We start from the raw sequence: 25,133 nt of genomic DNA, 5'->3' as shown, positions 1-25,133 counted from the left end.
GAGAATCAGACTACGGTAACGGTGAGGGTTGCCACGCCGTCGACCTTGCCTTCCAGACGGTCGCCGCGCTTCACCGGTCCGACGCCCGCAGGCGTACCCGTAAAGATAAGATCGCCGGGTTGCAGCTCAAAGAGCGAAGACAGGTAGGAAATGGTTTCCGCCACCTTCCAGATCATCTGATTGAGGTCGCCCGACTGGCGGGTTTCGCCATTGATGGCGAGCGAAATCGCAGCCTTTTCCGGGTGGCCGATTTCCGACACCGGCACGATGGCCGAACAGGGTGCGGAGTGTTCGAAAGCTTTCGCGACTTCCCACGGGCGCCCGGCCTTCTTGGCCACGGCCTGCAGGTCGCGGCGCGTCATGTCGATGCCAACGGCGTAGCCATAAACATGGTCCAGCGCCTTTTCGACAGCAATGTCGGTGCCCCCGGCCTTCAGCGCCACCACAAGTTCGATCTCGTGATGCACGTCCTCGGTCTTCGGCGGATAAGGGAAATCACCGCCTTCGATCACGAGGCTGTCCGGGTTCTTCTGGAAGAAGAAAGGCGGATTGCGAGTCGGATCACCACCCATTTCGATGGCGTGATCAGCGTAGTTCTGGCCGACGCAATAGATGCGATGCACGGGAAAGCGCGCGTCCGTTCCCTTCACAGGCAAAAAAGGCTGCGGGGGCGGCGCAAAAACATAAGTCGTCATGGGGAACTATTCCGGTCGGAAACTGATGAAGCGATTTTCCCATCATGCAGACGCAAGCGCATCGCCGCAACCCTTGAAAGGCGCAATTCCCTGTTATCGCCCGTCCGAGACCACGACAAAATCCGCCTTGCGCGATTGCGCCACCACGAGTTCGGCATTGGGAATGTCGTTGGAAAGGGCGCGGTTTCGGGCGGTTTCGGCATCGAAGCCGAAGCTGAGCCAGCGTTCGATCAGGCGACGCTCCAGCTCTGCAAAGGGCACATCCAGATAGAGCGTCATGTCAAAAAAAGGTGCAAGCTGCGCCCATGGTTGCTGATCGAGCAGCAGATAATTGCCTTCGACCAGAAGCACGCGATGCTCCGGGCCGACCACGGATGCGGCAGCGCGGGACAGCTCCAGAGAACGATCGAAGACCGGGATGAAGATTTCGCCCTCTGCCTGTTTCAGTCGCTGCAGCAGCACTGCAAACCCGGCGCAGTCGAAAGTGGGCGGCGAACCCTTGCGGCCCAGCAATCCGCGCTGATCGAGAATCCCGTCATCAAGATGGAACCCGTCCATGGGCACGACGATGGACGGCGTTTCGCCGCCCCTGTTGATGGCATGGAGCAGATAATCGGAAATGGTGGATTTTCCGGCTCCCGGTGGGCCAGCAATGGCCACGATCAGGCGTCCGTCGGTTTCCGCCAGCCGCGCAAGAATTTCCGAAGGCAGGGCTTCGCGCTCAATAGGCGTCATGTCCGGTTTCCGTGATTCGTCCTGTCACCTTATCAGAAGCTCAAGCTGCTTCCTTCGGCCTCATCGCGCCGGTCATCAGCGCCACGGCATCCGACATGGAATATTCCTTCGGGTCGATGACCGTCAGGCGCCGCCCGAGCCGGTGAATGTGGATGCGGTCGGCAACCTCGAACACATGCGGCATGTTGTGCGAGATGAGCACGATGGGCATGCCGCGCCGCTTCACGTCTTGAATGAGTTCCAGCACGCGGCGCGATTCTTTGACGCCAAGCGCCGCCGTCGGCTCGTCCATGATGACCACCTTGGAGCCGAAGGCGGCGGCACGCGCCACCGCAACGCCCTGACGCTGGCCGCCCGAAAGGGTTTCCACCGCCTGACCGATATTCTGGATCGTCATCAGGCCCAGTTCGGACAGTTTTTCGCGCGCGATCTTTTCCATCGCACCGCGATCCAGCATGCGGAACAGCGAGCCAAGCGGCCCCTTGCGGCGGATTTCACGACCCAGAAACAGATTGTCGGCGATGGAAAGCGCAGGCGACAAAGCAAGGTTCTGATAGACCGTCTCGATGCCCGCCTGCCGTGCCTCCATCGGTGAATGAAAGCTGACAGGCTTGCCGTCGAGCAGGATTTCCCCCTCATCCGGCCTGATCGCGCCGGACAGCGCCTTGATGAGCGAGGACTTGCCGGCGCCATTGTCGCCGATGACCGCGAGGATTTCGCCCGGATAGAGGTCGAAATCGGCGTGATCGAGAGCCGTGACGCGACCATAACGCTTGACCAGACCTTTGCCAGACAGAACGGGCGTGGTGTTCGTTTTCATGCGGCAGCCTTTCTGATCCACTGGTCGATGGCGACGGCGGCAATGATAAGAACGCCGATCAGGAGATAGGTCCATTGCGGATCGGTGCCCCACAGGCGCAGCCCCAGCGAAAACACGCCGACGATCAGCGCACCGAACATGGTGCCCAGAATGGAACCGCGTCCGCCGAACAGCGAAATGCCGCCGATCACCACCGCAGTGATGGATTCGATATTGGCGAACTGGCCTGCGGTCGGCGATACCGAACCGAGACGGCCGATCATCGCCCAACCTGCAAGCGCGCAGATGATACCGGCCAGCACATAGACCGACATGAGGATCGGCTTGACCGAGACACCGGAAAGCTGTGCCGCTTCGGGATCGTCGCCAATGGCATAGACGTGCCGTCCCCAGGCAGTGTGGTTCAGCACATACCAGAACAGCAGAACCAGAAGCACCATCGCAATGACGCCATAGGTAAAGACCGCGCCGCCAAAGCGGATGCTCTCGCCGAAGAATTGCAGGATCGGCGCTTCCGCCGTGATTTCCTGTGCGCGGATCGTCTCGTTGGCGGAATAGAGGAAGTTTGTGGCGAGGATCACCTGCCACATGCCGAGCGTTACGATGAAGGGCGGAAGGCGGACATAGGCCACCAGAAAGCCGTTGATGAAGCCGCATAGCGCGCCGGTAGCAAAGCCGCACAGAACGGAAAGTTCGGCGGGAAGCCCATAGCGGAAGGTGAACTGGCCCATCACCACCGATGACAGGACCATGATGGCACCGACCGAAAGATCGATACCTGCGGTCAGGATCACAAGCGTCTGCGCCACGGCAATGATGCCGGTGATGGCGACCTGTTGCAGAATGAGCGTCAGCGCAAAAGCGGAGAAGAACTTGCCGCCAAGCGTGATGCCGAACACCAGCAGCGACAGGACGAGCACGATCAGCGGCACGGCAGCGGGATTGTGATGCAGGAAATTCCGCATCCGATAAAGCAGCGACTGGTCGCCCGCATCGAAAGAGGCGACATCAGCCGCGCTCTGCGCCAGCGTCTTTTCATAGTCCTGCATAGACGGTTTTTGTGCAGCGGAAGCCGCCTGTGGCTCACTCATGTCTGTCTCCTGCCTTCACCTGCAGAAAGGTCCGGCAAATCTTCCGATCTGCCGGGTCCGAGTTTCAGAAAGGGGATCAGCCCCAGCACTTGTCGAGTGCGGTCTTCGTGTCGATGGACGGAACGCCTTCCACCGGCTTGTCGGTGACAAGCGACACGCCGGTATCGACGAAGTCCTTGCCTTCGGTCGGCTTCGGCTTTTCACCCGTATCAGCAAACTTCTTGATCGCCTCGATACCGAGTGCCGCCATCTGCAGCGGATATTGCTGCGAAGTCGCGCCGATCACACCGGCCTCGACATTCTTCACGCCGGGGCAACCGCCATCGATGGAAACGATCAGCACGTCTTTTTCGCGACCGACGGCCTTCAGCGCCTCATAGGCACCGGCGGCGGCAGGTTCGTTGATGGTGTGGACGACATTGATGTTCGGATCCTTCTGGAGAAGGTTTTCCATCGCGCGACGTCCGCCTTCTTCGTTGCCATCGGTCAGGTCGCGACCGGCAATGCGCGGATCATCCTCGTCACCGAGTTTGGTCTTGTCTTTCGGGTCGATGCCGAAACCGGTGGCAAAACCCTGATCGCGCAGAACGTCGACGCTCGGCTGCGATGCGGTGAGGTTGAGAAAGGCAACCCGCGCATCCTTGGCCTTGTCACCGAGTGTTGCCGCTGCCCATTTGCCGACCAGTTCACCGGCCAGGAAATTGTCGGTTGCAAAGGTTGCGTCCGCCGCATCGGCAGGCTCAAGCGGCGTATCGAGCGCGATGATGAGCAGGCCCGCATCGCGTGCCTTCTGCAGCGACGGCACGATGCCCTTGGTGTCGGAAGCCGTGATGAGAATGCCCTTGGCGCCATCAGCAATGCAGGTTTCGATAGCTGCAACCTGGCTTTCGGAATCGCCGTCGATCTTGCCCGCATAGGTCTTGAGATTGACGCCCAGCTCCTTCGCCTTGGCGATAGCGCCTTCCTTCATCTTGACGAAGAACGGATTGGTATCGGTCTTTGTGATGAGGCACGCGCCGACATCGGCAGCATTGGCCGAACTCAGTGGAATGGCGGCAGCGCCAAGCGTGAAGGCAGCAAAGGCTGCCGACAGAACTGTCTTCTTCATGGACTCCTCCCAGATTGAAACCGGTCCTCTTCCCCCGGCAGAAGAGAAGCAAAACACGGCTTCAAAACAGAGTCAATTAATAAATCCACTTGATTTATTAATATGCTGTGTCACTCTGGAAGACGGAGGAGAGAGGATCGAAAGAGGCAGGCACCGAGCCCACTGCCGCGCCGCATGATCGGTCTTAGAGACTGAATCAAAAAGCGGCAGGCCGAGGCGAAAATGGTGATTTTCGAGTACCGGAGCGGAGCGTACTTAAAGGTACGTGAGCACCGGAACGTAGAAAGGCGCTATTTGGAGACCGGCATGGTGACTTTTGGAGCAGGCTCTTAAGCGATTGTTTTTATTTCATATCCCTCACAATGAGGGCTTTTTCTCCTCCGATGGTTGGTTTAGGAATTCCGGCATTCCATGGCTGCATTTCGAGATTGCATTCCATGGCACGGAATCTGGGAGAGGCTATGGTCAGGCATAAAGTTGAAGGCGAACCAGACAGCGGGTCTGCCGATACGCTTTCCAGCACCCTTTCTGGCACCCTTTCCGGCACTCCGGGTCCTGCCATGCTGCAATTCGCCGGGCCGGGCGCGAGCGTCAATCGCGGTTCAAACCAGATCGGCGTGCGCGCCTATAATGAGCGGCTGGTTCTGGCGCTCGTGCGCCGGCATGGCGCTTTGGCCCGCGCCGAAATTGCGCGCCTGACCGGACTTTCGGCACAAACGGTTTCCGTCATCATTCGTGCGCTGGAAAAAGACGGCCTCATTACGCAGGGCGAACGGGTGCGCGGTCGTGTCGGCCAACCTTCCATGCCGATGCGCCTTGCCGCCGACGGGGTTTTCTCCTTCGGTCTCAAGATCGGGCGGCGCAGCGCGGAAATCATCCTGATGGATTTTCTGGGAGCGATCCGCGAACGGCGGCACATTACCTATCGCTGGCCTGTACCGGGTGAAATCCGTCGCTTCGCCGTCGAGAGCGTCGCCGCTTTCACGGCAGCCCTCGAACCGGCCAAGCGCGACCGCATTGCAGGGCTCGGCATCGCATTACCCTTCGAATTGTGGAACTGGGTCGAGGAAGTGGGTGCACCTGCCGAAGATCTGGATGCATGGCTCGGCGCCGATCTCGTCGGCGATTTCGCCAAGGCGTTTTCGTTTCCGGTCTTCGTGCAGAATGACGGAACGGCAGCTTGTGGTGCGGAACTGACCTTTGGTCGCGGGCCAGAATTCACCGACTTCGTCTATTTCTTCATCGGCTCGTTCATCGGCGGCGGCGTGGTGCTGAACAACACGCTCTATCCGGGCCGCACGGGCAATGCGGGCGCGCTCGGCTCCATGCCGATGCGGATGCGCGGCACGTGGGAGCGCGGCGAAACCTTGCAGCTCATCGATACGGCTTCGCTGTTCGTCCTCGAACGCATGTTGCAGGAGCGGCACCTGCCCTCCGACGATCTGTGGCTTTCACCGGAAAACTGGCGCAACTTTGGTACGCCGCTCGACGAATGGGTAGCGCTTGCCGCACGCGGGCTGGCCCATGCAACGGTAGCTGCCGCCTCCGTGATCGACTTTCCCGCCGCTGTCATCGATGGCTGGTTGCCGGGTAATGTGCGTCACCGCATCGTGGAAGCGACCCGCGTGGAGCTTTCATGCCTCGACTTGCAGGGCCTGCGCGCGCCGAAGATCATCGAGGGCAAGGTTGGTGTGCATGCCAAGGCGATGGGCGCGGCAAGCCTGCCGCTTTCCAACCGCTATCTGTTCGACCAGAGCGTCCTGTTCAAGGATGCAGGTTAGTTCCCTTTATGGCCTTGTCGATATCTTTCTTTGGGCCGTAAAGCGCAAGGCCGACCAGATCGGGTGCGTCGGCATTTTCCGCCTTGAATACAGCGCGGTTGGCGACGTCATACCCGGTCTCGAACATGGCACGCACATAGGGCGCACGGATAAGATCGCGCTGGATCGATTGCTGCCATGCCCGTTGCAGAACGTCCGGTGTTGCCGAGAAGATCAGCATCGGCTGGCCGAGCAGACGCGTATGCTTGCGGCCTGCCGCATCCTCATAAGGGTCGCCCATGGCGTGCGGCACAGCGCCGGATATGCCGGTCGCGATAAATGCAGTCACGTTCAGCTTCTGCCAGACAGGCAGATCATGCAGGACAAGAATGGCAACTTTTGTATCGAAAATCATGAGCTTTTCCTCTTTTCGAGGACAGGCCTAACGGCTTTTCGCTGCAATTTCTGGAACGTTTGTGCGTCCCTTGCGATAAGCGGCAGGCGTCATGCCATAGGCGCGGCGGAACCAGCGCCCCATATGGCTCTGGTCGGCAAATCCGCTGAGCGCGGCTGCTTCTGCTGGCGCCACTTTTTCGCGCAACAGGCGCCGTGCTTCAGCAAGGCGCAACTGCACCAGACAGGCATGTGGCGAGGTGCCGTATTCACGCCGGAACCCACGTGAAAGCTGGAAACGGTCGGCGGCCCCAACCGCTTCCGCCAGTTCATCGAGGCCGAACTCCTCGTCGAAGCGCGCCCGCAGATAGTCCATCGCGCGTGCTGCGACCGGATGCGGAGCCGACCCTTTTTCTGTCACGTCCTGCCCAAGATGCCGGGCCAGATGTCGGGCAAGATGGTTCGTCACCTGATCGCGGCAGTCTTCAATCATCAGGCGCGGCGCTTCGAGGAAGATTGCCTCGCAGGCGCGGGCGACCGCATGAAACAACTGTCCGTCATCGGCCAGCGTCTCGCGAAAACCGATATGCGCATCATCGCCACCCATCGCGCTTCTGACCAGCGATTGCGGCATATAAAGCATGTTATAGGCAAAACCGTCCGCCGCGACCGCCTGCCCGTCGTGGCGTTCGCCCGGCTCGATGAGAATCACTCGCCCTGGCGTGCTCTGCCGCCGCCTGCCCCGGCAGAAAAAATCCTGCACGCCCGCATGGGTCACGCCGACGAGCCATTCGTCATGAAAATGCATGTCATAGGCATGGCTGTGAAAACGGGCCGCCACGGCTTCCAGGCCGGTGGTATCGTCGCGTTTCAGCCGCATCACATCGCGCGGGCCATTGATGGGGCGAGCATTGTCGGTCATGGCAGAATTTGTAGCATGGCCAGCGACAACCACACAGTTTGTTATTTTCAATCAATAAGTTTGATCTATGTTGTCTTGCAATGACCGCAAATGCCAACACATTGACTGCTTAATTCATTTAATCGAACGGGAAAGATATGACCGTCAAGACAATCGCCACCACGCCATACCAGGACCAGCAGCCGGGCACTTCAGGCCTGCGCAAGAAGGTTCCGGTTTTCCAGCAGCCCAACTACGCTGAAAACTTCATCCAGTCGGTTTTCGATGTGCTGGAAGGTTTTGCCGGCAAGACGCTCGTGGTCGGCGGCGACGGACGCTATTATAACCGCGAAGTGATCCAGAAGCTCATCAAGATGGCCGCCGCCAATGGCTTCGGGCGCATCATGGTAGGTCAGGGCGGCATTCTTTCGACGCCAGCCGCCTCCAACATGATCCGCAAATACAAGGCTTTCGGCGGCATGATACTTTCGGCAAGCCACAATCCCGGCGGCCCGAATGAAGATTTCGGCATCAAATACAATATCGGCAACGGCGGACCGGCACCGGAAAAGATCACCGAGGCGATCTTCGCCCGCTCGAAAGTGATCGACCAGTACAAGATTGCCAATGTGGCCGATATTGATATCGACACGATCGGCACGAGCCGGATCGGCGACACCGAAGTCGTCATCTTCGATCCTGTCGCCGATTATGCCGAGCTGATGGAAAGCCTGTTCGATTTCGACGCAATCCGCGCCATGATCAAGGGCGGTTTCGGTCTCAAATTCGATGCCATGCATGCGGTGACCGGGCCTTATGCCAAGGAAATCTTCGAGCACCGTCTCGGCGCGCCGGAAGGCAGCGTGATGAACTTCGTGCCTCTGCCGGATTTCGGCGGCCACCATCCGGATCCGAATCTCGTCTACGCAAAAGATCTCTATGATCTGCTCATGTCCGACCACGCGCCGGATTTCGGCGCCGCCTCCGATGGCGACGGTGATCGCAATCTCATCATCGGGCGCGGGATCTTCGTCACGCCATCCGATTCGCTTGCCATGCTGGCCGCCAATGCGCATCTGGCGCCGGGCTACAAGGACGGCATCAAGGGCATTGCCCGTTCCATGCCGACAAGTGCTGCCGCCGACCGCGTGGCTGACAAGCTCGGCATCGGCATGTTTGAAACGCCGACGGGCTGGAAGTTCTTCGGCAATCTGCTCGACAATGGCAAGGTCACGATTTGCGGCGAGGAAAGCTCCGGCACCGGGTCCGACCATGTGCGCGAGAAGGATGGCCTGTGGGCCGTACTGCTCTGGCTCAATATTCTGGCGGTGCGCAAGGAAAGCGTGAAAGACATCGTCGAGGAACATTGGGCGCGTTTCGGGCGCAATTATTACACCCGCCACGACTATGAAGCTGTCGATTCCGATATCGCCAAACAACTGGTGGCCGATCTTCGCGGCAAGCTTGCAAGCCTGCCCGGCACGACCGTCAATGGCCTCACAATCGAGAAGGCCGACGACTTCGCCTATCACGATCCGGTCGACGGCTCGATCAGCGAACATCAGGGCATCCGCATCTATTTCCCGGATGGCGGTCGTGTGGTGCTGCGCCTGTCCGGCACCGGTACGTCAGGTGCTACCATCCGCATCTATGTCGAGCGCTATGAAGCGGATACCGCCAGGCACAATCTCGACACGCAAGAAACGTTGGCCCCATTCATCGACGCGGCAGAACAGATCGCCGAGGTGAAAAAGCGCAGCGGGCGAACAGAGCCGAGCGTTATCACCTGACAAAAGAAAAAGGGCCGTTTCCGGCCCTTTTTTTCATTCAAAGACAATCGCCGGCGCGGGCTTTCCAGCCCCTTTGCCGCCCTTCATGTTGTCCCAGACCTTGCGGGCGATCTCGCGATAGATTTGCGCGTGTTCGCTGTCCGGTTCATGGACGGTGATCGGCGTGCCCGCATCCGAATAGGCGCGCACATCCATATGCAGCGGCACTTCGCCCAGGAACGGCACCTCGAGACGCTCCGCCTCCCTGCGCGCGCCGCCATTGCCGAAAATATCGTAGCGCGCGCCAGTATCAGGCGCGATGAAGTAGCTCATGTTCTCGACGATGCCCAGAAGCGGGACATCCACCTTGCGGAACATGTTCAAGCCCTTGCGCGCGTCGATCAACGCCAGGTCCTGTGGTGTCGAAACGACCACGGCACCCGCCAGCGGCACCTGCTGCGCCATGGTGAGCTGTGCGTCACCGGTGCCCGGCGGCATGTCGACCACCAGAACGTCCAGTTCGCCCCAGGCCACTTCGCGCAGCATCTGCGTCAGCGCCGACATGACCATCGGCCCGCGCCAGATCATCGGCGTTTCCTCATCGACCATGAAGCCCATCGACATGACCTTGATGCCGTAATTTTCCATCGGCTTCAGGATGCGGCCCTCGACCGTTTCCGGACGGCCGGAAAGGCCGAGCAGGCGCGGCATGGACGGTCCGTAAATATCGGCATCGAGAATGCCGACCTTCAGCCCGTTGGCGGCAAGACCGAGCGCAAGATTGACCGCGGTGGTGGACTTGCCGACGCCACCCTTGCCCGATGCGACAGCAATGATCGCGCCAACGCCCGGTATGCCGGGCTTGGTCGCTGCGCGCTGCGGCTGTGGCGGGTGGCGATGCTGAACCGGAGCGGCTGCAGGTCTGGCCTGCGGCTTTGGTGGTGGGGGCGCATCGTCGCTGGTACGTCCGCCTTTCTTTTCGGCGGTGAGCGTGACCAGCGCGCCAGTGACGCCCGGAATTTCCTTCACGGCCTTTTCAGCGGCAAGCCGCATCGGCTCCAGCGCATCGGCGCGCGCTGCCGGAACCGTGATGGAGAAGAAAACCTTGCCGTCGGCAATAAAGATATCCGACACTAGTCCGAGCGACACAACATCGCTTTCGAAATCCGGTCCCGTCACGGTCTTCAGCCGTTCCTGAACCTGTTCGCGTGTTACGCTTGTCATTTCGATTCCTTTAATGAAGGCAGCAAGGGAATACCGGAGTAAGGAAGTATGTCCGATGTAAGAACATATTGCCCTACTCCCCTATTCCCTTTTCATCAAAAGGCCAATGCCCGTTTCAGGCCTCTGTCAGGCTGCCTCCTCGCAGACGGCAGCCTCGGGACGATGACCCATGAGATAGAGCGCGCAGGTGGTGCGCAGCATGGAGGCAAAATTCGGGATCGCGCCATTGGCCTCCAGCGCTTCGTCGTAAAGCGTCGATATGAAGCGGGGCGTGGTCAGGTTCTGGCTGGCCGCGATCTCATCCAGCAGGCGCCAGAAGGTGGCCTCCAGCTGAATGCTGGTGGAATGACCGCCTATGCGCACGGAGCGATTGATCTGCCGGTAGCCTTCCGGGTCCTGCTCGGCGAAAACCTTGCACATGGGTTCCTCCCTTCATTAAGAGCACGAACTTGGCTGTGGTAGCCGATTGCCACCACGCCGTCGCTTTTTCTTTCATAATCGACAACCAGCAAGACAATCGCAAGCCGCTTTTGAGGAAGCGGCAAAAGAAACAGGAGTAGCTTGTGGCTAAAGCCATTCATTCGATGATCCGTGTTCTCGACGAGGAAAAATCCGTTTCCTTCTATAATCAGGCTTTTGGCCTCGATATTGCCGAGCGCATTGATTTCGAAACCTTCACGCTGATCTATCTGCGCAATGCCGAAGCCGATTTCGAAGTCGAGCTGACGGTCAACAAGGGCCGTACCGAGCCTTACAATCTGGGCGATGGCTATGGTCATCTCGCCGTGGCGGTCGATGACGTCGATGCCGAACATGCCCGTTTCACGGAACTTGGCTTCAAGGTCGGCAAGCTTGTCGATTTCAAGAATAACGGCGTGCAGCTTGCCCGCTTCTTCTTCGCGGAAGATCCGGACGGCTACAAGATCGAAGTTCTGCAACGGGGCGGCCGCTACCAGTAAGCCGCTCCCTATCGTCTTTTCTGGCCGGGAGGAGCCGCCATGGAAGACGGGAAAGCCAGCATTCCCGGTGGTGAGAATCTCCGGGAACGCATAGCCAGCCCGCCCATTCCGGACGGGCAAGCAAAGGAGGAGAACCGAATGACTACCGTTTTTGACGGTCTTTCCACCCGAGAGAAAAAGACACTGTCCCGCCGCGATATTCTCAAGCGCGGCGCAGGCCTCAGCCTCGGCGCCATGCTCGTTGTCAGCGGCAATGCCGTTATCTGCCCGCAATTCGCATGGGCGCTTGAAACCACCACGCTCAAGCCCGAAACCATGGCGACCCTGATCCAGCTTGCGCGCGACATCTATCCGCATGACAAGCTTCCCGACCGTTTCTATGCCATTGCCGTCAAACCTTATGACGCGGATTCCGCCAAGGACGAGACGCTCAGAAAGCTGATCGAGGACGGTGTTGCCGATTTGAACAAGCGGGCTGGAGCCGGAGGCTATCTGGGGCTTGGCTGGGAGGAAGAGCGCGTCGCGATCCTGCGCGAGATCGAGAAAAGCCCCTTCTTCCAGAAGGTGCGCAGCGGGCTTGTGACCGGCCTTTATAACCAGAAGGATATCTGGCCGCTCTTCGGCTACGAGGGCGAAGCCTATTCCAAGGGCGGTTACATCCAGCGCGGCTTCGACGATATCGAATGGCTCTAGGCGCCCCCGGCGCAGAACATACCAATTTCAAAGCGGCACCACCGTCCTGCAAGCGCCTTGCGTTTTGCGGAAACGGGAAAGCATTGGGAGGAAACAATGGCTGCTCCATACAATCTCAAGGACGACAAGGTCGTCGTTATCATCGGCTCGGGCGCTGGCGGCGGCACGCTCGGCAACGAACTGGCCCAGAAAGGCATCGACGTCGTCATTCTCGAAGCCGGAAAACGCCACGAGTTCGAAGATTTTATCAATGATGAATGGGATAGTTTTGCCCAGCTCGCCTGGCTCGACAAGCGCACGACATCGGGCAGCTGGCGCGTGGCGCACGATTTCCCGAACCTGCCCGCATGGATCGTGAAGGCTGTCGGCGGCACCACCACTCACTGGGCTGGTGCATCCTTGCGTTTTCAGGATTACGAGTTCGAGACCCTGACCCATTACGGCAAGATCGAAGGGGCAAATCTGCTCGACTGGCCGATCACGCTGGCCGATCTGGAGCCTTACTACGCCAAGGCCGAGGACAAGATGGGGGTTACCCGCACCAACGGCATTGAGGGTCTGCCCGGCAACAATAATTTCAAGGTTATGAAAGCCGGCGCCGACAAGCTCGGCTACAAGGAATGCCATACGGGTCGCATGGCTATCAATTCAGCGCCGCGCGACGACCGCATGGCCTGCCAGCAGACCGGCTTCTGCTTTCAGGGCTGCAAATGGGGCGCGAAATGGTCGACGCTCTATACGGAAATTCCCAAGGGCGAGGAAACCGGCAGGCTGGAAGTTCGCCCGGAATGCACGGCGCTCAAGATCGAGCACAATGCAGCTGGCAAGGTGACGGGCGTGCTCTATGCCGACAAGGATGGCAAGCAGCACTTGCAGAAGGCGCGCGTCGTCTGCGTGGCAGGCAATTCGATTGAAAGCCCGCGCCTTCTGCTCAATTCGGCTTCGTCGAAATTCCCGGACGGCCTCGCCAATTCGTCAGGACAGGTCGGGCGCAACTATATGCGCCACACCACCGGTTCGGTCTATGCCTCGTTTGAAAAGCCGGTTCATATGTATCGCGGCACCACCATGGCAGGCATCATCCGCGATGAGGCTGCGCATAATCCGAAACGAGGCTTCGTCGGCGGCTATGAGATGGAAACCGTTTCGCTTGGCCTGCCCTTCATGGCTGCCTTCCTCAATCCGGGCGGTTGGGGGCGCAGCTTCACCTCGGCACTCGACGATTATGTCAACATGGCCGGTCTCTGGATCGTCGGCGAAGACATGCCACAGGAGAAAAACCGCATCACGCTGAGCAAGGACGTGAAGGACGAACACGGCTTGCCGGTTCCCGACGTCTATTACGACGATCACCCGAACGATATCGCCATGCGCGATCATGCCTATGCGCAGGGCAAGGCGCTTTATGAGGCCGTTGGTGCCGTCCGCACCTTCCCGACCCCACCCTATCCGTCGACGCATAATCTGGGCACCAACCGGATGAGCGAAAAGCCGCAGGATGGCGTCGTGAACAAGCACGGACAGACGCATGACATCAAGAATCTGTTCGTTTCCGATGGCAGCCAGTTCACAACCGGCGGCGCGGAAAACCCGACCCTGACCATCGTGGCTCTCGCTATCCGTCAGGCTGATTATATCGCGGAACAGATGAAGAAGCGGGCGATCTGACCTCCATATCTATTCTCCCGACCGTTGGAAAACAGAAACGGCGCGACCAATTCGCGCCGTTTCTGTTTGATGCTTGGCAAAGACAGCTCCTTTAGGCTAGGTAAACTCGGCTTGAATGGAGAAGCTTTGAGTTGAAGACAAGCATCGGCCAATATCGGATATCCCTGGCTATACGTGTCCTTAGCGTACTCGCCCTGATGTTCGTCGCCTTTGCGCACAAGCCCATCGACCTCAATGCGCCCGACAGCTACCTGCTTGCCCAATACCAGTTGCCTGACGGAACCTACCCGGTGCTCTGCATCGGCGATCATGGTTCCGATCCCAACCATCAGGGTCACGACAAGCATCTGAGCAACAATAGTTGCGAAGCCTGCCGGATTTCATCGGCCTTCCTGTACCCTGCGCCTGCGGGTTCAACCGGTGCAGCCCCGCATATCGCCATGGCGGATGGCATCGTGCCGCCGCAACCGATCCTGCAGCACAACACCTATCCGCCATCGGCACCGCCGCAAGCGCCGCCGCTCGCTTGAATAATATCGTTTGAGCGAATGCGCTCCCCGGATCGCATTCGGGAATGAAACGCGCCTGAACCCTGTTCCCCCGAACTTGGCGTCGGCGTGCCTTCCAATGATTATTCAGGTTTGACACAATGAAGAACTATCGTCTTTTCGCCTCCGCCATCTCGATTGCCGCACTGTGCGCCTCTGCTAGCCTGGCCCAAGCCCACTCCTCCCTCGACCAGAGCGAAGCCAAGGCAGGCGGCTTCTACAAGGCAACCTTCCGCGTACCGCATGGCTGCGACGGCAAGGCCACGACTAAAGTGAAGGTCGAGCTGCCTGAAGGCTTCATTTCGGCCCAGCCGCAGGTCAAGGCGGGCTGGAAGATCGAGACCGTCAAGGGTGACTATGCCCAGAGCTACAAGGTGCACGGCAAGGATGTGACTTCCGGCGTCCGCGAAGTCCGCTTCACCGATGGCAACCTGCCCGGTGATTTCTACGACGAGTTCACCGTTGTCGGCCAGCTCGCCAAGTTCGACAAGGACACCACCCTCTCCTTTCCCGTGACGCAGGTCTGCGGAAGCGACGCTTCGGTTGCGTGGACGGAAGTGCCCAAGGATGGCCAGAACCCGCACGATCTGGCGCATCCGGCACCGCAGCTGCTCGTGAAGGCCGCGGGCGCTGACGATGGGCACGGCGGGCATGGTGGACACGACAAGATGGGCCAGATGGACCATGGCTCCATGCAGGCAGCAATGCCGACGAAGCTTGGCGAACTGGAAATCACGGCACCTTCGGTGCGCGCCATGGTTCCCGGTGCCAAGGTTGCAGGCGGGTTCATGACCATCGCCAATGACGGCAAGGATGCCGACAAGCTGGTCTCCGTCACCACCGGCGGTGTCAAGCGCGTCGAAATCCATGAGATGTCGATGCAGAACGACGTGATGAAGATGCGCCAGCTTGAAGGCGGTCTGGATATTCCGGCAGGCGAGAAGGTCGAGCTGAAGTCCGGTGGTTATCACCTCATGTTCATCCAACCGGAAAAGCCATACAAGGAAGGCGAGACCGTTCCTGTCACGTTGGAATTCGAAAAGGCCGGCAAGGTCACAATCGATTTCCCCGTCACCGCGCAAAGCGGTCAAAAGGGCGGCCAGAAAGATGGAGAGCATTCGGGTCACTAGAGCGCGTTTCGATCTGACTGAATCAGATCAGCGCGTCTCGGCTTTTTGTTCTAAAGCGCATCCTGAAAACCGTTTCATACTTTGCGGGATGCGCTCCAGCACTACAGTTGCAAATTCGTCAGACCGTGGCGAGAAGAGTAATTTTCGAGTACCGGAGCGGAGCGTGCTTCCAGGCATAGTCCCGAAAAGTTGCAGACTTTTCGGATCAGGCTATGCGCCAGAGAAAGCTACGTGAGCACCGGAACGGGGAAGATTGCTCTTTGCAACCCGGCATCACGAAGAATGCGACTGTGGTGTTAGCAAAGGGGCGAATGATCCGCGTCCTCTCTCCTTCGCGCATTATGCGCCCGTTTGCCGCAACCGCTGCTCCCCCACAGCGGTTGCGTTCCTTCTCGAATGCTGTAAACATGAGTATTAAAGTCTAGAATAATTCCAAACAATTGAAATCTAATAAGATTTTAAACTTGAGTAATTGACTCCAGATGGATTTTCTGGCTTTTATGCATGGTGCAAATTCACAACCTTTGATGTCTGGGCCTTGAACCCTTTCGATTGGAGGACCCTATGATTGGTCTCGGCGAATGCCGGTCCGCAAATGTCGACGGCCTGCCTTGGCAGCTCAGTCTCTTGCCGACCGGATATTGCAATGTGCGGGGGGAAACCGAACGTCCCTCTGTAAAAATGCAGGGTTCACGCCCCGCATGCATGTCTTCATTCCGTAGCTTCTACGGGAGGCGGACATGAATATGCGCATATCCCAACTGAACGGCGCTAACACTGCGGGCTATTTCGATCGCCTGCCGGAAAAGCTGGTGCTGGAAGGTTATCGCCGCTGGACTGCGGGTTTCGAGACAGGCTCGATCATCCCGTGGGAAATGACCTGGGGCCTCTATTCGGAAGTGCTTGGGCCTTCGGAAGCAAAACGCGCGGTGGGCGAGCTGTCGCATTTCATCCGCGTGCTGCGCCATTGCGCCAGCTGCCAGTTGCGTGCTTTCCCTTTCGACTCGCACCATGTCTGCCGCGAGGAATGCCTGACGCTGGGGCTGATTTCCGGCATCCAGAATCAGGACGCGCTGCTACTTGATACCTGCCTTGAAGCCATTGCCTGTCATCGCCGCTGCGACGATGTGGCAGGGGCTGCCCGCAATTTTGCCGACACGCTGGCTGATTTCGGCCAGACTTTGTTGCCAATACCGATCCATGCCATCGACAGCGCTTTGAATTTTACGCCGCGCGCGACTTTTCACTGATTGACCCAAGATCGGCCCCAGACCGATCCTTGGCCGGAAAAGTCCCAGCGTTTTGCGAATGAATGTGATTCCAGATTTCAAGTCGCCGTCACCCGGCGCAAGGAGATAGAAATGCAGGCCAGAACCGAACGACGCCTCGGCATTGCCGCCGCCCTCGTCCTGACCGCAGGAGCGTTTGTCATGCCGGGCGTATCCACCCAGATCGTGCAGAACGATGTGGTGCCGCAGAGCCAGATTCATATGGCCTCGGCAGAAAACCTGCGCGCCGAGCTGCGCCATTTCGTCAATCTCGGCGAAGCCATGCCGAAGTCGGTGCGCTACGAGTAATCGTATCGAACCTGATACAAAAAGGCCGCGCCAGATCTGGCGTGGCCTTTTTATTTGCAGCAGAAACGCTTCAATTTCCAACAGACGCTGATGCGCCGTGCGACCGTTGAGATTTCGGTTATGACGAGCCGAAAATGGTGGAGTGCGAGCACTGGAAGCGCAGCACAACGCCATTTGCAGGCCGTCAGAGCCGGAATTCCTCCGGTCCGGTTATCCGACGATGATCGGAGCCTTGCCCTGTACGCGGTTATAGAGATCGATGATGTCCTGGTTCATCAGGCGGATACAGCCGGATGACATGGACTGGCCGATCGACCACCATTCCGGCGAGCCGTGGATGCGATAACCGGTGTCCTGCCCATTCTGGAAAATGTAGAGCGCGCGCGCACCCAGCGGATTTTGCGGGCCGGGTTCCTGACCGTTACGATATTTTGCCAGTTCCGGCTTGCGCTGGATCATTTCCGGTGGAGGCGTCCAGACCGGCCATTGCTTCTTGTACTGGACATTGGCGGTGCCCGACCACTCAAAGCCCGCCTTGCCGATCCCGATGCCGTAGCGCAGCGCTTCTCCGCCCGGCAGAACGTAATAGAGAAGATGGTCCTTGAGGCTGACGACAATCGTTCCCGGCGCCTGCCCTGTCGGGTCCGGCACGATCTGACGGCGGAATTGCTTCGGCACCTTCTCGTATGGAATTGCGGGCAGTGAATACGGCCCTTCCTGCACGGCGGCGTACATGACATCCGGCGTCGTGATATCGCGGTCGACGCTGATCTGCGGACGCATCGGCGTAATCCCGCCCGTCGACATCGGATCGACATTCATCTGGAAGGCCGACATATCCATCGTTTGGTTACAACCGGCAGCACCGGTGAGGAGGACGGCACCGGTGCCGAAAAGGAAGCGGCGGCGGCTCAGATCGTCAATGAACTTGGTCATGCAAATTACCCGGACAGAAGGGTTGAAACACAGCCGTCAAGCGACCGCCATACTCAACAGCAATTTGCGTTCTTATGGTTGAAGAACGGTTAAACAACTCGCGCAAACGTGTCTGAAAATTCCGTTTGAAAGCATAAATTGCAGTGAATGTAAAAATTCAATCGATTTAAGTTTCATGGCAAATGCGACGAACGTATGTATCTCATGGCTATTTGATGGCGAAAATGTGGCTTTGCCTCAAAACCGCTATTCTGAATTGTAGCCGGATAGCAAAAGGCCGGGTCATGAAACCCGGCCTTGATTGCCTTCAATATTTTGCGGCGATCAATAATCTTTTTCGTAGAAGATACCGCCGCTGGAATCGCCTTCCGCTCCCAGTGAACCCTTGGCTTTCAGGTTACGGGTGATGTCGAGATTGACGGTGCCCTTGGTTGAGCCGCCTGAACCCGCTTCCACGCCCAGATAGATATTGTCGCGGATATAGCGACCGGCACGAACTGCTGTCTGGCCCTTGTCATCCGTCACGACATCAAGATCGTCGAGACCTGTCCCGGCGCGCAGCTTGTTCATGAGCGAGTTGTTGGAGCCGCCCGCAAGTTCGGCGGCGGCAGCGGCAAGCTGTGCGATCTGGAAGGCCGACAACTCGCCGATTGAGCGCTTGAAGATCAACTGCGCCAGCACTTCATCCTGCGGCAATTCCGGCGTCGACGAGAATTTTATGTCGAGATTATCAACCGTACCCGTCACCGTCACGATTGCAGTGATTTCATTGCCTTCCGAACGGGCGACGAAGTTGAGCTGCGGATTAAGATCGCCCACCAGCGTGACATTGCCTTCATCGAAGGTAATGCGCTGCCCGAGAATACCGATGCGGCCGCGGATCATGTCGAACGCGCCGACCGGCTTGATATCGGTCACAGGCCCGGTCAGGCGAAGACGTCCGCCCAGCTCCGTATCGAGGCCGCGACCGCGCACGAAAATCTGGTTGGGCGCATTGATGACAACGTCGAGGCGCGGCACGGTCGGACGCGCTGTCGGCGTCGGCACTTTGCTGCGACGCGTTTCGACCTTGGCGCGATCAAGCGTCACCTGAACGTTCTTAGGCGTGTTCTTGTGGCGAACCGGAACATAGGCTGCGCCGCCGCCCAGATTTTCCGGCACCGAGATTTCTGCCCTGTCGACATCGATGCGGCCTGAAATCAAAGGATCTCGCATCAGCGGCCCGCTGATCGTGATCCCGCCGTCGACGGTCGCCACAACCAGCTTGCCGTCGGCATAGCGGGCACGATTGAGCTTGATCTCGATATTGGCCGGGAAACTCGCTTCGGCATTGGTCGAGATCGTACCGCTGGCAGAAACCGATCCGCCGCTGCCGAGCGCGGCATTGACCTGACGCAGCGTGACGGTTTCGCCATCCAGGCTGCCCATGACATTGATATTGTTCAGGCGAACATTGGTGTCCGGATCGACAAAGGTTGCGCCATTGGTGGAGAACATGCCGCGCAACTGCGGACGGTTGAAGCCGCCCGAAACGCTGGCCGTCAGCGTCAGCGTACCGTTTACCTGCGCACCGCGATCGGCCAGGAAGCGGTTGGCGAGCGCCAGCGGAATGCTACCATTGACATTGACTCCAAGCCCCTGCCCCGAGAACGGAACCTTGCCATTGGCGGTGACATTGAGGCCGCGCGGACCGTCGACGGTCAGCGACGAGAAGTCGATAGCCATGGCCGCATAGCTGCCTGCAGCTTGCAGGGTGAGCGGCGCAAGTCCGTTATCGCGCAGCGGTTTGGCCGCAAGGCCTGTACCGCGCAGATTGAAGGTTGCCGCAGGATTGGTGAGGGGGCCCGTGACACGCGCCGTTCCGGTCACATTGCCCGCGAGATCCTGTCCCTTGACCGCACCGTTCAATGCCGTCAGCGGAAGATTGGCGAGATTGACGTCAATGGCCAGATCGCCCTTACTGAGCGGCACACCACCATTGGCGCGGACATCGATGCCGCCCCCTCCGGTTACATGCGCATCGACATTGAGCCGATTATTGGCCGAGGTGCCCTTGGCATCGGCATTGAGAGCCGCAATGCCCTGCTTTTTGAGCTCCGCGGCCGTCACGCCTCGCGCCGCCATGTCGAAAGCGACATTGGGTGCTTCTTTCGTGCCGGTGATGCGGGCTGTGCCGTTGACCGTGCCGCCAAGCCCCAGTTCCGGCTTGAACGTATTGGCCAGAGCCAGCGGCAGATTGGAAAGGGCGACCGAAAGATCGAGACGACCATCGACCACGCCATTCACCTTGACCTGCCCCGCGCTGGCATCTGCGCCCGTATTGATGATGATATCCCCGAAGGAGATTTCCTCGCCCTTCATGGAAATGGTGGCGGGCGCGGCCAGATTGGCGCTGAGTGTGCCCTGCTTCACATGGGCCGAAGCCAGTCCCAGTTCAAAACCGCCATTTTTCGGCTCAAGCGAACCGGCAGCGCTGGCGACTGTGCCGATTTTCAACTTGGTATTGGCAGTAAAATCGGTTTTCGACCCGGTTGCATTGGCCTTGGCATCGAAGCTGTCGATGCCGAAAGTGCCGACCATTATGTCGCGCGCCGCAGCATTGCCGTCCACCACCGGCACGCCGAACAGGTCCTTTGCCGTCAGGGCAATATCAGCCGAGGTGATACGATTGCCATTGACCTTGATGTCCTTGGCATTGGCAGTGACCGATGCATTCTGGCGACCGTCATTGGCGTCGAGCGTGATATCAGCATTGGCCGCACCGGTCGCCTCCGCCAGCGCCAGGGCTGCTGCCGTGGAAATATCCGGCGCATCGAGCTTCAGCGCGCCGGTCAGGAGACCTTTCGCGGTCTGGGTGACATTGCCCGAAAGATGCGCACCGCCTGCATTGAAGACGAGGTCGGTCAGACGCTTCTCGTCATTGACGATGTCGATGAGCGTTCCAAGATCAACACGCTGGCCATTAAGGAATGCACTGCCAGCAAGCTTGCCGGAAAGGGCAGCACCTGTCTTTGCATTTCCGTCGAGCATGGCATTGAAATCGAGACCGCCTTCGGAAAGCTTGCGACCGGCCAGAGTGCCCTCCGGCGCATCGGCGCGCAGCGCCAGCGCAATCAGCTTGTCGTCGCCGCGCGCACTGCCCTTGACGGTCATCCGCCCCGATGCCTGATCGGAAAGAAGCTTCAGATCGGACAGCATGACGCCGAAGTCGAAACTTGCCTTGTCGGATGCAAAGGAACCATTGGCAGTGATTTCGCTCAGCTCATTGCCGATACGGAAATCACGCGCCGAAAACCCTTCGCTGCTGCGGCCAAGCGCGCCGCTGAGATTGACGGCACCATCGAGAATGCGGTCGACTGCTTCCGTGCCGGTGCGCATGTTCTGTGCTGTGCCGTTAAGGTCGAGCTGGAATGCACCGCTGACCGGGCGAACAATGCCCTTGGCGTTGACATCGATGCTGCCTGCAAGGTCACGGTCAGCCAGAGCGCCGAACGGCGCAAGGCTTGCAATCTTGGCGGCGATATCGCCATTGAAGGCAAAGTCGTCGATATTGCCCTTGAGATCGAGGCTGAGACCGTTACCGGCAATATTGGCTTGCGCCAGCTCGACCGGCGAACCGGCGCGCCATGCGCCGTCGATGGCGAGCGCAATCTTGCTGCCAAGCGCCTCGGCAATTTCCGCCCGTTCTGCCGAAATGCCATCCATCCCGCCATTGGCCTTGAAGGTGATATGGCGATTGGCGGCATCGCTCAGGTTCTCGGCAACGCCGCCCATATCGAGCGCGATGCTGTCGGCGGAAATCGTTGCGTTCTTGAGACCGGCAATGGCAAGCGTTCCCGTCCAGTCATTGGTCGGGCGATCACCGTAAGCGACCTGGAACTTTGCATTGTCGATATAGGTTTCAGCGCCCTTGACCGGCAGGAGGACGCGGCCCTTGCTCTCATCGGCAATGGAGGCATCAATGCGCAGCTTGTTCAGGAAGCGGTCATTGCCGGTTTCGGCAGAAGCCTTCAGTTTCAAGGCAGCGCTGTTCAGCGCCAGATCATCAAGGCGGAAGCCGCCTGCATCCTTCAGGAAGCCATCCGCCGACAGTACGGTTTCGGCACCGAAGAAATCGCGGAATACAGGCGGTACAAGAACCGCGATCGGACCGTTGAAACGGGCAGAGAAAACACGTCCGCCATCGGGCGCCTGACCTTGCCGGTTGAGCGCGAATTCGCCTGTCAACGTGCGGCTACCGTTGGTGTCGAGCGCAAGATCGACCCTCAACTCGTCAAGCGGACCGGCGCCTTTCAAAGTAAGATCGACCGGAGGACGGCCATCGATGTTCAACAGGTTGGCGACGATGCCGTTAGCCGGTTCCGAGACTTTCAGGTCGAGATCGACCTTCTGGTCAGAATTGGCATAGGCCGCGCGAAGGGCAAAATTTCCGCCGGGACCGTCGAGACGCTTGATGTCGAAATTTGAATCGAGCGAACCATCGGCAAGCGACAGGCTGCCATTGGCGGATACTTCCGATTCGAGACCGTAAATATCCGGCCCGAAATGCAGGCGCGCAATGGCAAGCTGATCGAGACTGATTGAAATCGGCAGTTCCGGCAGGCTGAACGTGGACGATTCCGGCGACGGCAGGCTGTTGTCAGGCAACGGCTTGCGAATGATATCGATACGCTCGGCAGCAAGCGACTGGATGCTGAGACGACCAACAAGAAGTGCGGTACGGCTCCAGTTCAGCTTGGCATTCTCGATACGCAGCCAGACGCCTTCGCGGTCAGCAATGGTGATTGAGCCGACGGTTGCTTCCGAAGACAGAACCCCGCTGATACCGGAAATGGAAATACGGCGGTTCGGCGCGGAAAGCTGGCTTTCCACGAAGGACAGGAAATAGGATTTCTCTTCTTCTGCTGGTGCTTCTGCCTGTTCCTGTCCAGAGGCTTGATCTTGAGCCTGAGCGGGAACTTGAGCTTGAGCCTGCAACTGTTTCTGCTGTTCCGGCCAGCCGAAGATGACTGCCGTGACGGCGAAAGCGACGAAGGCGATGATTGCGAGAAATCTGGTCAAAACGCCTGTCCTATACCTACGTACAAGCCATAGCTCGGATCACCCGAGCGGCGGTTGAGCGGAACGGCGACATCGAGGCGGATCGGTCCGAGACCGGTCAGATAGCGCAGACCGCCACCGACGCCGACACGCATCTGTTCCGAGAAATCGGGGAACGATTTTTCGCCCACATAACCGGCATCGACGAATGCCACCGCGCCGATGGAATCGGTGATGCGGGTGCGCACTTCGCCATTGGCCTCGACAAGCGAGCGCCCGCCGATGATCTCGCCATTGCCCGCGCTGACGCCGATATTGCGATAGCCATAGCCGCGAACCGAGCCGCCGCCACCTGCCAGGAAGAGTTGGCTCGGCGGCAGGTCCTCGATGGACGCGCCGACGATCGAACCGAACTTGAGACGGCCTGCGAGGATCACGCGATCCTTTTCGCCAAAGCCGTAATAGGTGCGGCCTTCGGCGGTGAAACGGGTGGCGAAATTGCCGTACTGGAATTCGTAGAAGGGCTGGATATTGCCTTCCAGATAGAAGCCCGAACTCGGATCCGGCTTGTTGTTGCGGCTGTCATAGAGGAGATTGCCCTCCAGTCCCGCCGTGGTGAAGCTGCGCGAGCCGAAAACGTCGTCGTCGAAATGACCCTGGCTCGCCTTGGCATAGAGCGCGCCTGACAGCTCGTCGCTGAATATCTGCGTGAAGCCGGTCTTCGCATTGACCGATGTTTCGGTATAAGCATCCAGCACTTCGCGCTTGGCATCAAGCGAGGCGACAAAATCCGTATCCGGTGTATAGACGCCCGGCTTCGTGAAGCTCGTACCCAGAAGATAGGTAAAGTTCTTCGGATCGAAGGAATTGTCCTGCGTGCCGCCGATACCGCTGACCTTGGCATCGAAACGCAGGCGCTCGCCGCGTCCGAACAGGTTGCGGTGCATCCAGTAGCCGGTCAGGCCGAAACCATCGATGGTCGAATATTCGGCACCGAAGCCGAAGCGGCGCGGCTTGCGCTCCTGCACGTTGAGCGTCATCGGCAGGCTGCCGTCCGGCTCGATCTTTTCGGCTTCCTCAAAGCTCATGGCGCGGAACACTTCCATACGACCGAGACGCTTTTTGGCTTTCTCGATATCGTCGGGATCGTATTCCTGGCCTTCTTTCAGCCCGGTCATCCAGGCCACGAATTGCGGGTCCATGCGCGCGGTTCCAACGACGCTGACCGGGCCATAATGCGCCTTCTGGCCGGGATCGAGCGAAACATCGGCGGAAACCCGGTTGTCGGCATGGTCCGCGACGATATCCTCATCGGTAACCCGCGCCTTGGCATAGCCTTGCTGGCGCCACGCCTCAACGGCAAGGCGCTCCGCCTTGATGACCGTGCCCGAACGCGCCACCTGTCCCGGCGCGAAGCCCGCATCTTCGGGCGACTGCACGTGATCGCGCTTGTCGACCGGCGGTGGCGCAATATTGGAAATGGCCGTGCGCGAGAACAGAAATTGCGGGCCGGGGTCAACCGAAATCGCGACCTTCGCATCATTGGGGATTTCCGCGTCGGGCGGAATGTCGTTCGCCTCGCGACCATCGACTTGAATAGAAATCGTACCGCCATAGCGGCCTTCGCCATAGAGTGCGGCCAGAATGCGGCGATAATCGCCGCGCGCCTTGGCCAGCAGTCCGGCGGAGCCCGAAGCTGGTCTCTCGGCATCCGAAACGAGACCGGAAGCGCCTTCAATGGTGGATTTCAGATCGGCTTCCGTGCCGTCCGCATTCTTGCGGTCGCCCGTGGTTGTGACCTCGACGGAGTAGGTCTTCGGGTCGATGATGTCAGGATCTTCCTTCTTGTCCTCGCCCCACAGACGAACACCAAAGATCTCGAACGCCAAAGCAGGCGACACGATGAAAGAGGAAAATTGAGCCGCCAGCAAAAGCACGGCGATGCCCCTTCCCTGTATCGTCCTGTTACTCCAAGTCATACGCGCTACTGTCCGGTTCCTGTCTATGCGGTCGCCTGGCGGCGTCCCGTTCATTACCCCCAAGCCCAGGACGATTCAGGGATTACCATAGGGAGAACGGAAGTCCA

General features: G+C 58.9%; 21 protein-coding genes. 9 read left to right on the top strand and 12 right to left on the bottom strand.

Annotated elements, in window-relative coordinates; genetic code table 11:
• Positions 1-5 precede the first annotated feature (5 nt).
• The 5 genes from CES86_RS13445 to CES86_RS13425 all read right to left on the bottom strand — a co-directional run bounded on the left by CES86_RS13445 (position 6) and on the right by CES86_RS13425 (position 4,449).
• Positions 6-695 carry a fumarylacetoacetate hydrolase family protein gene (locus CES86_RS13445; RefSeq protein WP_011982304.1) on the bottom strand — a complete coding sequence of 230 codons (690 nt, stop codon included), beginning with the start codon at positions 693-695 and terminating at the stop codon, positions 6-8.
• A gap of 93 nt (positions 696-788) precedes the next feature.
• Positions 789-1,430: a nucleoside/nucleotide kinase family protein gene (locus tag CES86_RS13440; RefSeq protein ID WP_094514611.1), complete on the bottom strand. Its 642-nt coding sequence runs from the start codon at positions 1,428-1,430 to the stop codon at positions 789-791.
• Positions 1,431-1,470: 40 nt separating this feature from the next.
• Positions 1,471-2,250, bottom strand: coding sequence for an ATP-binding cassette domain-containing protein (locus tag CES86_RS13435; protein WP_094514609.1), 780 nt, complete (start codon positions 2,248-2,250; stop codon positions 1,471-1,473).
• A complete protein-coding gene (locus CES86_RS13430; protein ID WP_010657874.1) occupies positions 2,247-3,341 on the bottom strand; it encodes an ABC transporter permease in 1,095 nt (364 codons plus the stop codon). Before CES86_RS13430 ends, CES86_RS13435 begins: the two co-directional genes overlap by 4 nt.
• A gap of 76 nt (positions 3,342-3,417) precedes the next feature.
• Positions 3,418-4,449, bottom strand: coding sequence for a sugar ABC transporter substrate-binding protein (locus CES86_RS13425; RefSeq protein WP_011982300.1), 1,032 nt, complete (start codon positions 4,447-4,449; stop codon positions 3,418-3,420).
• 461 nt (positions 4,450-4,910) lie between these two features.
• On the opposite strand from CES86_RS13425, the gene CES86_RS13420 reads away from it, so the two are divergent.
• On the top strand, positions 4,911-6,230 hold the full coding sequence (locus tag CES86_RS13420) for an ROK family protein (protein ID WP_011982299.1): 1,320 nt from the start codon (positions 4,911-4,913) through the stop codon (positions 6,228-6,230).
• Here the strand turns inward: CES86_RS13420 and CES86_RS13415 are convergent.
• Together CES86_RS13415 and CES86_RS13410 are read right to left on the bottom strand one after the other, a co-directional pair.
• The gene (locus tag CES86_RS13415; RefSeq protein WP_011982298.1) at positions 6,214-6,624 is read right to left on the bottom strand and encodes a DUF2000 domain-containing protein; all 411 of its coding nucleotides are present in this window, start codon (positions 6,622-6,624) and stop codon (positions 6,214-6,216) included. The two genes, CES86_RS13420 and CES86_RS13415, sit on opposite strands and share 17 nt — an antisense overlap.
• Before the next feature lie 27 nt (positions 6,625-6,651).
• Positions 6,652-7,524 (bottom strand): AraC family transcriptional regulator, encoded by an 873-nt coding sequence (locus tag CES86_RS13410; RefSeq protein WP_094514674.1) that lies wholly within the window; start codon positions 7,522-7,524, stop codon positions 6,652-6,654.
• Between the two features lie 137 nt (positions 7,525-7,661).
• On the opposite strand from CES86_RS13410, the gene CES86_RS13405 reads away from it, so the two are divergent.
• Positions 7,662-9,293 (top strand): alpha-D-glucose phosphate-specific phosphoglucomutase, encoded by a 1,632-nt coding sequence (locus CES86_RS13405; RefSeq protein ID WP_094514608.1) that lies wholly within the window; start codon positions 7,662-7,664, stop codon positions 9,291-9,293.
• 33 nt (positions 9,294-9,326) lie between these two features.
• On the opposite strand, the gene apbC is transcribed toward CES86_RS13405, so the two are convergent.
• Both apbC and CES86_RS13395 read right to left on the bottom strand, forming a co-directional pair.
• Positions 9,327-10,496: an iron-sulfur cluster carrier protein ApbC gene (gene apbC, locus CES86_RS13400; RefSeq protein ID WP_094514607.1), complete on the bottom strand. Its 1,170-nt coding sequence runs from the start codon at positions 10,494-10,496 to the stop codon at positions 9,327-9,329.
• A gap of 126 nt (positions 10,497-10,622) precedes the next feature.
• Entirely contained in the window at positions 10,623-10,916 is a 294-nt protein-coding gene (locus tag CES86_RS13395; RefSeq protein ID WP_006471202.1) for a ribbon-helix-helix domain-containing protein, read from the bottom strand.
• A 143-nt stretch (positions 10,917-11,059) separates the two neighbouring features.
• On the opposite strand from CES86_RS13395, the gene CES86_RS13390 reads away from it, so the two are divergent.
• The 7 genes from CES86_RS13390 to CES86_RS13360 all read left to right on the top strand — a co-directional run bounded on the left by CES86_RS13390 (position 11,060) and on the right by CES86_RS13360 (position 17,071).
• Positions 11,060-11,455 carry a VOC family protein gene (locus tag CES86_RS13390; protein WP_011982294.1) on the top strand — a complete coding sequence of 132 codons (396 nt, stop codon included), beginning with the start codon at positions 11,060-11,062 and terminating at the stop codon, positions 11,453-11,455.
• 138 nt (positions 11,456-11,593) lie between these two features.
• Positions 11,594-12,148, top strand: coding sequence for a Twin-arginine translocation pathway signal (locus CES86_RS13385; protein ID WP_094514673.1), 555 nt, complete (start codon positions 11,594-11,596; stop codon positions 12,146-12,148).
• Between the two features lie 96 nt (positions 12,149-12,244).
• Complete coding sequence (locus tag CES86_RS13380; protein ID WP_010657865.1) at positions 12,245-13,816, top strand: GMC family oxidoreductase; 1,572 nt, start codon at positions 12,245-12,247, stop codon at positions 13,814-13,816.
• Positions 13,817-13,947: 131 nt separating this feature from the next.
• A complete protein-coding gene (locus tag CES86_RS13375) occupies positions 13,948-14,346 on the top strand; it encodes a hypothetical protein (protein WP_094514605.1) in 399 nt (132 codons plus the stop codon).
• Between the two features lie 119 nt (positions 14,347-14,465).
• Positions 14,466-15,494: a DUF1775 domain-containing protein gene (locus CES86_RS13370; protein ID WP_094514604.1), complete on the top strand. Its 1,029-nt coding sequence runs from the start codon at positions 14,466-14,468 to the stop codon at positions 15,492-15,494.
• A 740-nt stretch (positions 15,495-16,234) separates the two neighbouring features.
• On the top strand, positions 16,235-16,744 hold the full coding sequence (locus CES86_RS13365) for a hypothetical protein (protein WP_011982289.1): 510 nt from the start codon (positions 16,235-16,237) through the stop codon (positions 16,742-16,744).
• 111 nt (positions 16,745-16,855) lie between these two features.
• Positions 16,856-17,071: a hypothetical protein gene (locus CES86_RS13360; protein WP_011982288.1), complete on the top strand. Its 216-nt coding sequence runs from the start codon at positions 16,856-16,858 to the stop codon at positions 17,069-17,071.
• Positions 17,072-17,281: 210 nt separating this feature from the next.
• On the opposite strand, the gene CES86_RS13355 is transcribed toward CES86_RS13360, so the two are convergent.
• The 3 genes from CES86_RS13355 to CES86_RS13345 all read right to left on the bottom strand — a co-directional run bounded on the left by CES86_RS13355 (position 17,282) and on the right by CES86_RS13345 (position 25,026).
• Positions 17,282-18,007, bottom strand: a complete 726-nt coding sequence (locus CES86_RS13355; RefSeq protein ID WP_010657860.1) for a L,D-transpeptidase — start codon at positions 18,005-18,007, stop codon at positions 17,282-17,284.
• Positions 18,008-18,331: 324 nt separating this feature from the next.
• Entirely contained in the window at positions 18,332-23,068 is a 4,737-nt protein-coding gene (locus tag CES86_RS13350) for a translocation/assembly module TamB domain-containing protein (protein ID WP_094514603.1), read from the bottom strand.
• A complete protein-coding gene (locus CES86_RS13345; RefSeq protein WP_275982426.1) occupies positions 23,065-25,026 on the bottom strand; it encodes an autotransporter assembly complex protein TamA in 1,962 nt (653 codons plus the stop codon). The genes CES86_RS13350 and CES86_RS13345 overlap by 4 nt, the downstream gene beginning before the upstream one ends.
• Positions 25,027-25,133: the final 107 nt, after the last annotated feature.

This window comes from Brucella lupini (assembly GCF_002252535.1).
Classification (GTDB): Bacteria; Pseudomonadota; Alphaproteobacteria; order Rhizobiales; family Rhizobiaceae; genus Brucella; species Brucella anthropi.
Note: the sequence above shows the minus strand (reverse complement) of the source record. Positions and strands in the feature narration are given on the sequence as shown.

What these genes read in the sequence shown, in the direction of transcription:
- CES86_RS13405 (WP_094514608.1), top strand. Translation starts at nt 7,662, where the DNA reads ATGACCGTCAAGACAATCGCCACCACGCCATACCAGGACCAGCAGCCG.
- CES86_RS13440 (WP_094514611.1), bottom strand. Translation starts at nt 1,430, where the DNA reads ATGACGCCTATTGAGCGCGAAGCCCTGCCTTCGGAAATTCTTGCGCGG.
- CES86_RS13395 (WP_006471202.1), bottom strand. Translation starts at nt 10,916, where the DNA reads ATGTGCAAGGTTTTCGCCGAGCAGGACCCGGAAGGCTACCGGCAGATC.
- CES86_RS13425 (WP_011982300.1), bottom strand. Translation starts at nt 4,449, where the DNA reads ATGAAGAAGACAGTTCTGTCGGCAGCCTTTGCTGCCTTCACGCTTGGC.
- CES86_RS13445 (WP_011982304.1), bottom strand. Translation starts at nt 695, where the DNA reads ATGACGACTTATGTTTTTGCGCCGCCCCCGCAGCCTTTTTTGCCTGTG.
- CES86_RS13380 (WP_010657865.1), top strand. Translation starts at nt 12,245, where the DNA reads ATGGCTGCTCCATACAATCTCAAGGACGACAAGGTCGTCGTTATCATC.
- CES86_RS13410 (WP_094514674.1), bottom strand. Translation starts at nt 7,524, where the DNA reads ATGACCGACAATGCTCGCCCCATCAATGGCCCGCGCGATGTGATGCGG.
- CES86_RS13435 (WP_094514609.1), bottom strand. Translation starts at nt 2,250, where the DNA reads ATGAAAACGAACACCACGCCCGTTCTGTCTGGCAAAGGTCTGGTCAAG.
- CES86_RS13360 (WP_011982288.1), top strand. Translation starts at nt 16,856, where the DNA reads ATGCAGGCCAGAACCGAACGACGCCTCGGCATTGCCGCCGCCCTCGTC.
- CES86_RS13365 (WP_011982289.1), top strand. Translation starts at nt 16,235, where the DNA reads ATGAATATGCGCATATCCCAACTGAACGGCGCTAACACTGCGGGCTAT.
- CES86_RS13345 (WP_275982426.1), bottom strand. Translation starts at nt 25,026, where the DNA reads ATGACTTGGAGTAACAGGACGATACAGGGAAGGGGCATCGCCGTGCTT.
- CES86_RS13430 (WP_010657874.1), bottom strand. Translation starts at nt 3,341, where the DNA reads ATGAGTGAGCCACAGGCGGCTTCCGCTGCACAAAAACCGTCTATGCAG.
- CES86_RS13370 (WP_094514604.1), top strand. Translation starts at nt 14,466, where the DNA reads ATGAAGAACTATCGTCTTTTCGCCTCCGCCATCTCGATTGCCGCACTG.
- CES86_RS13420 (WP_011982299.1), top strand. Translation starts at nt 4,911, where the DNA reads ATGGTCAGGCATAAAGTTGAAGGCGAACCAGACAGCGGGTCTGCCGAT.
- apbC (WP_094514607.1), bottom strand. Translation starts at nt 10,496, where the DNA reads ATGACAAGCGTAACACGCGAACAGGTTCAGGAACGGCTGAAGACCGTG.
- CES86_RS13355 (WP_010657860.1), bottom strand. Translation starts at nt 18,007, where the DNA reads ATGACCAAGTTCATTGACGATCTGAGCCGCCGCCGCTTCCTTTTCGGC.
- CES86_RS13385 (WP_094514673.1), top strand. Translation starts at nt 11,594, where the DNA reads ATGACTACCGTTTTTGACGGTCTTTCCACCCGAGAGAAAAAGACACTG.
- CES86_RS13415 (WP_011982298.1), bottom strand. Translation starts at nt 6,624, where the DNA reads ATGATTTTCGATACAAAAGTTGCCATTCTTGTCCTGCATGATCTGCCT.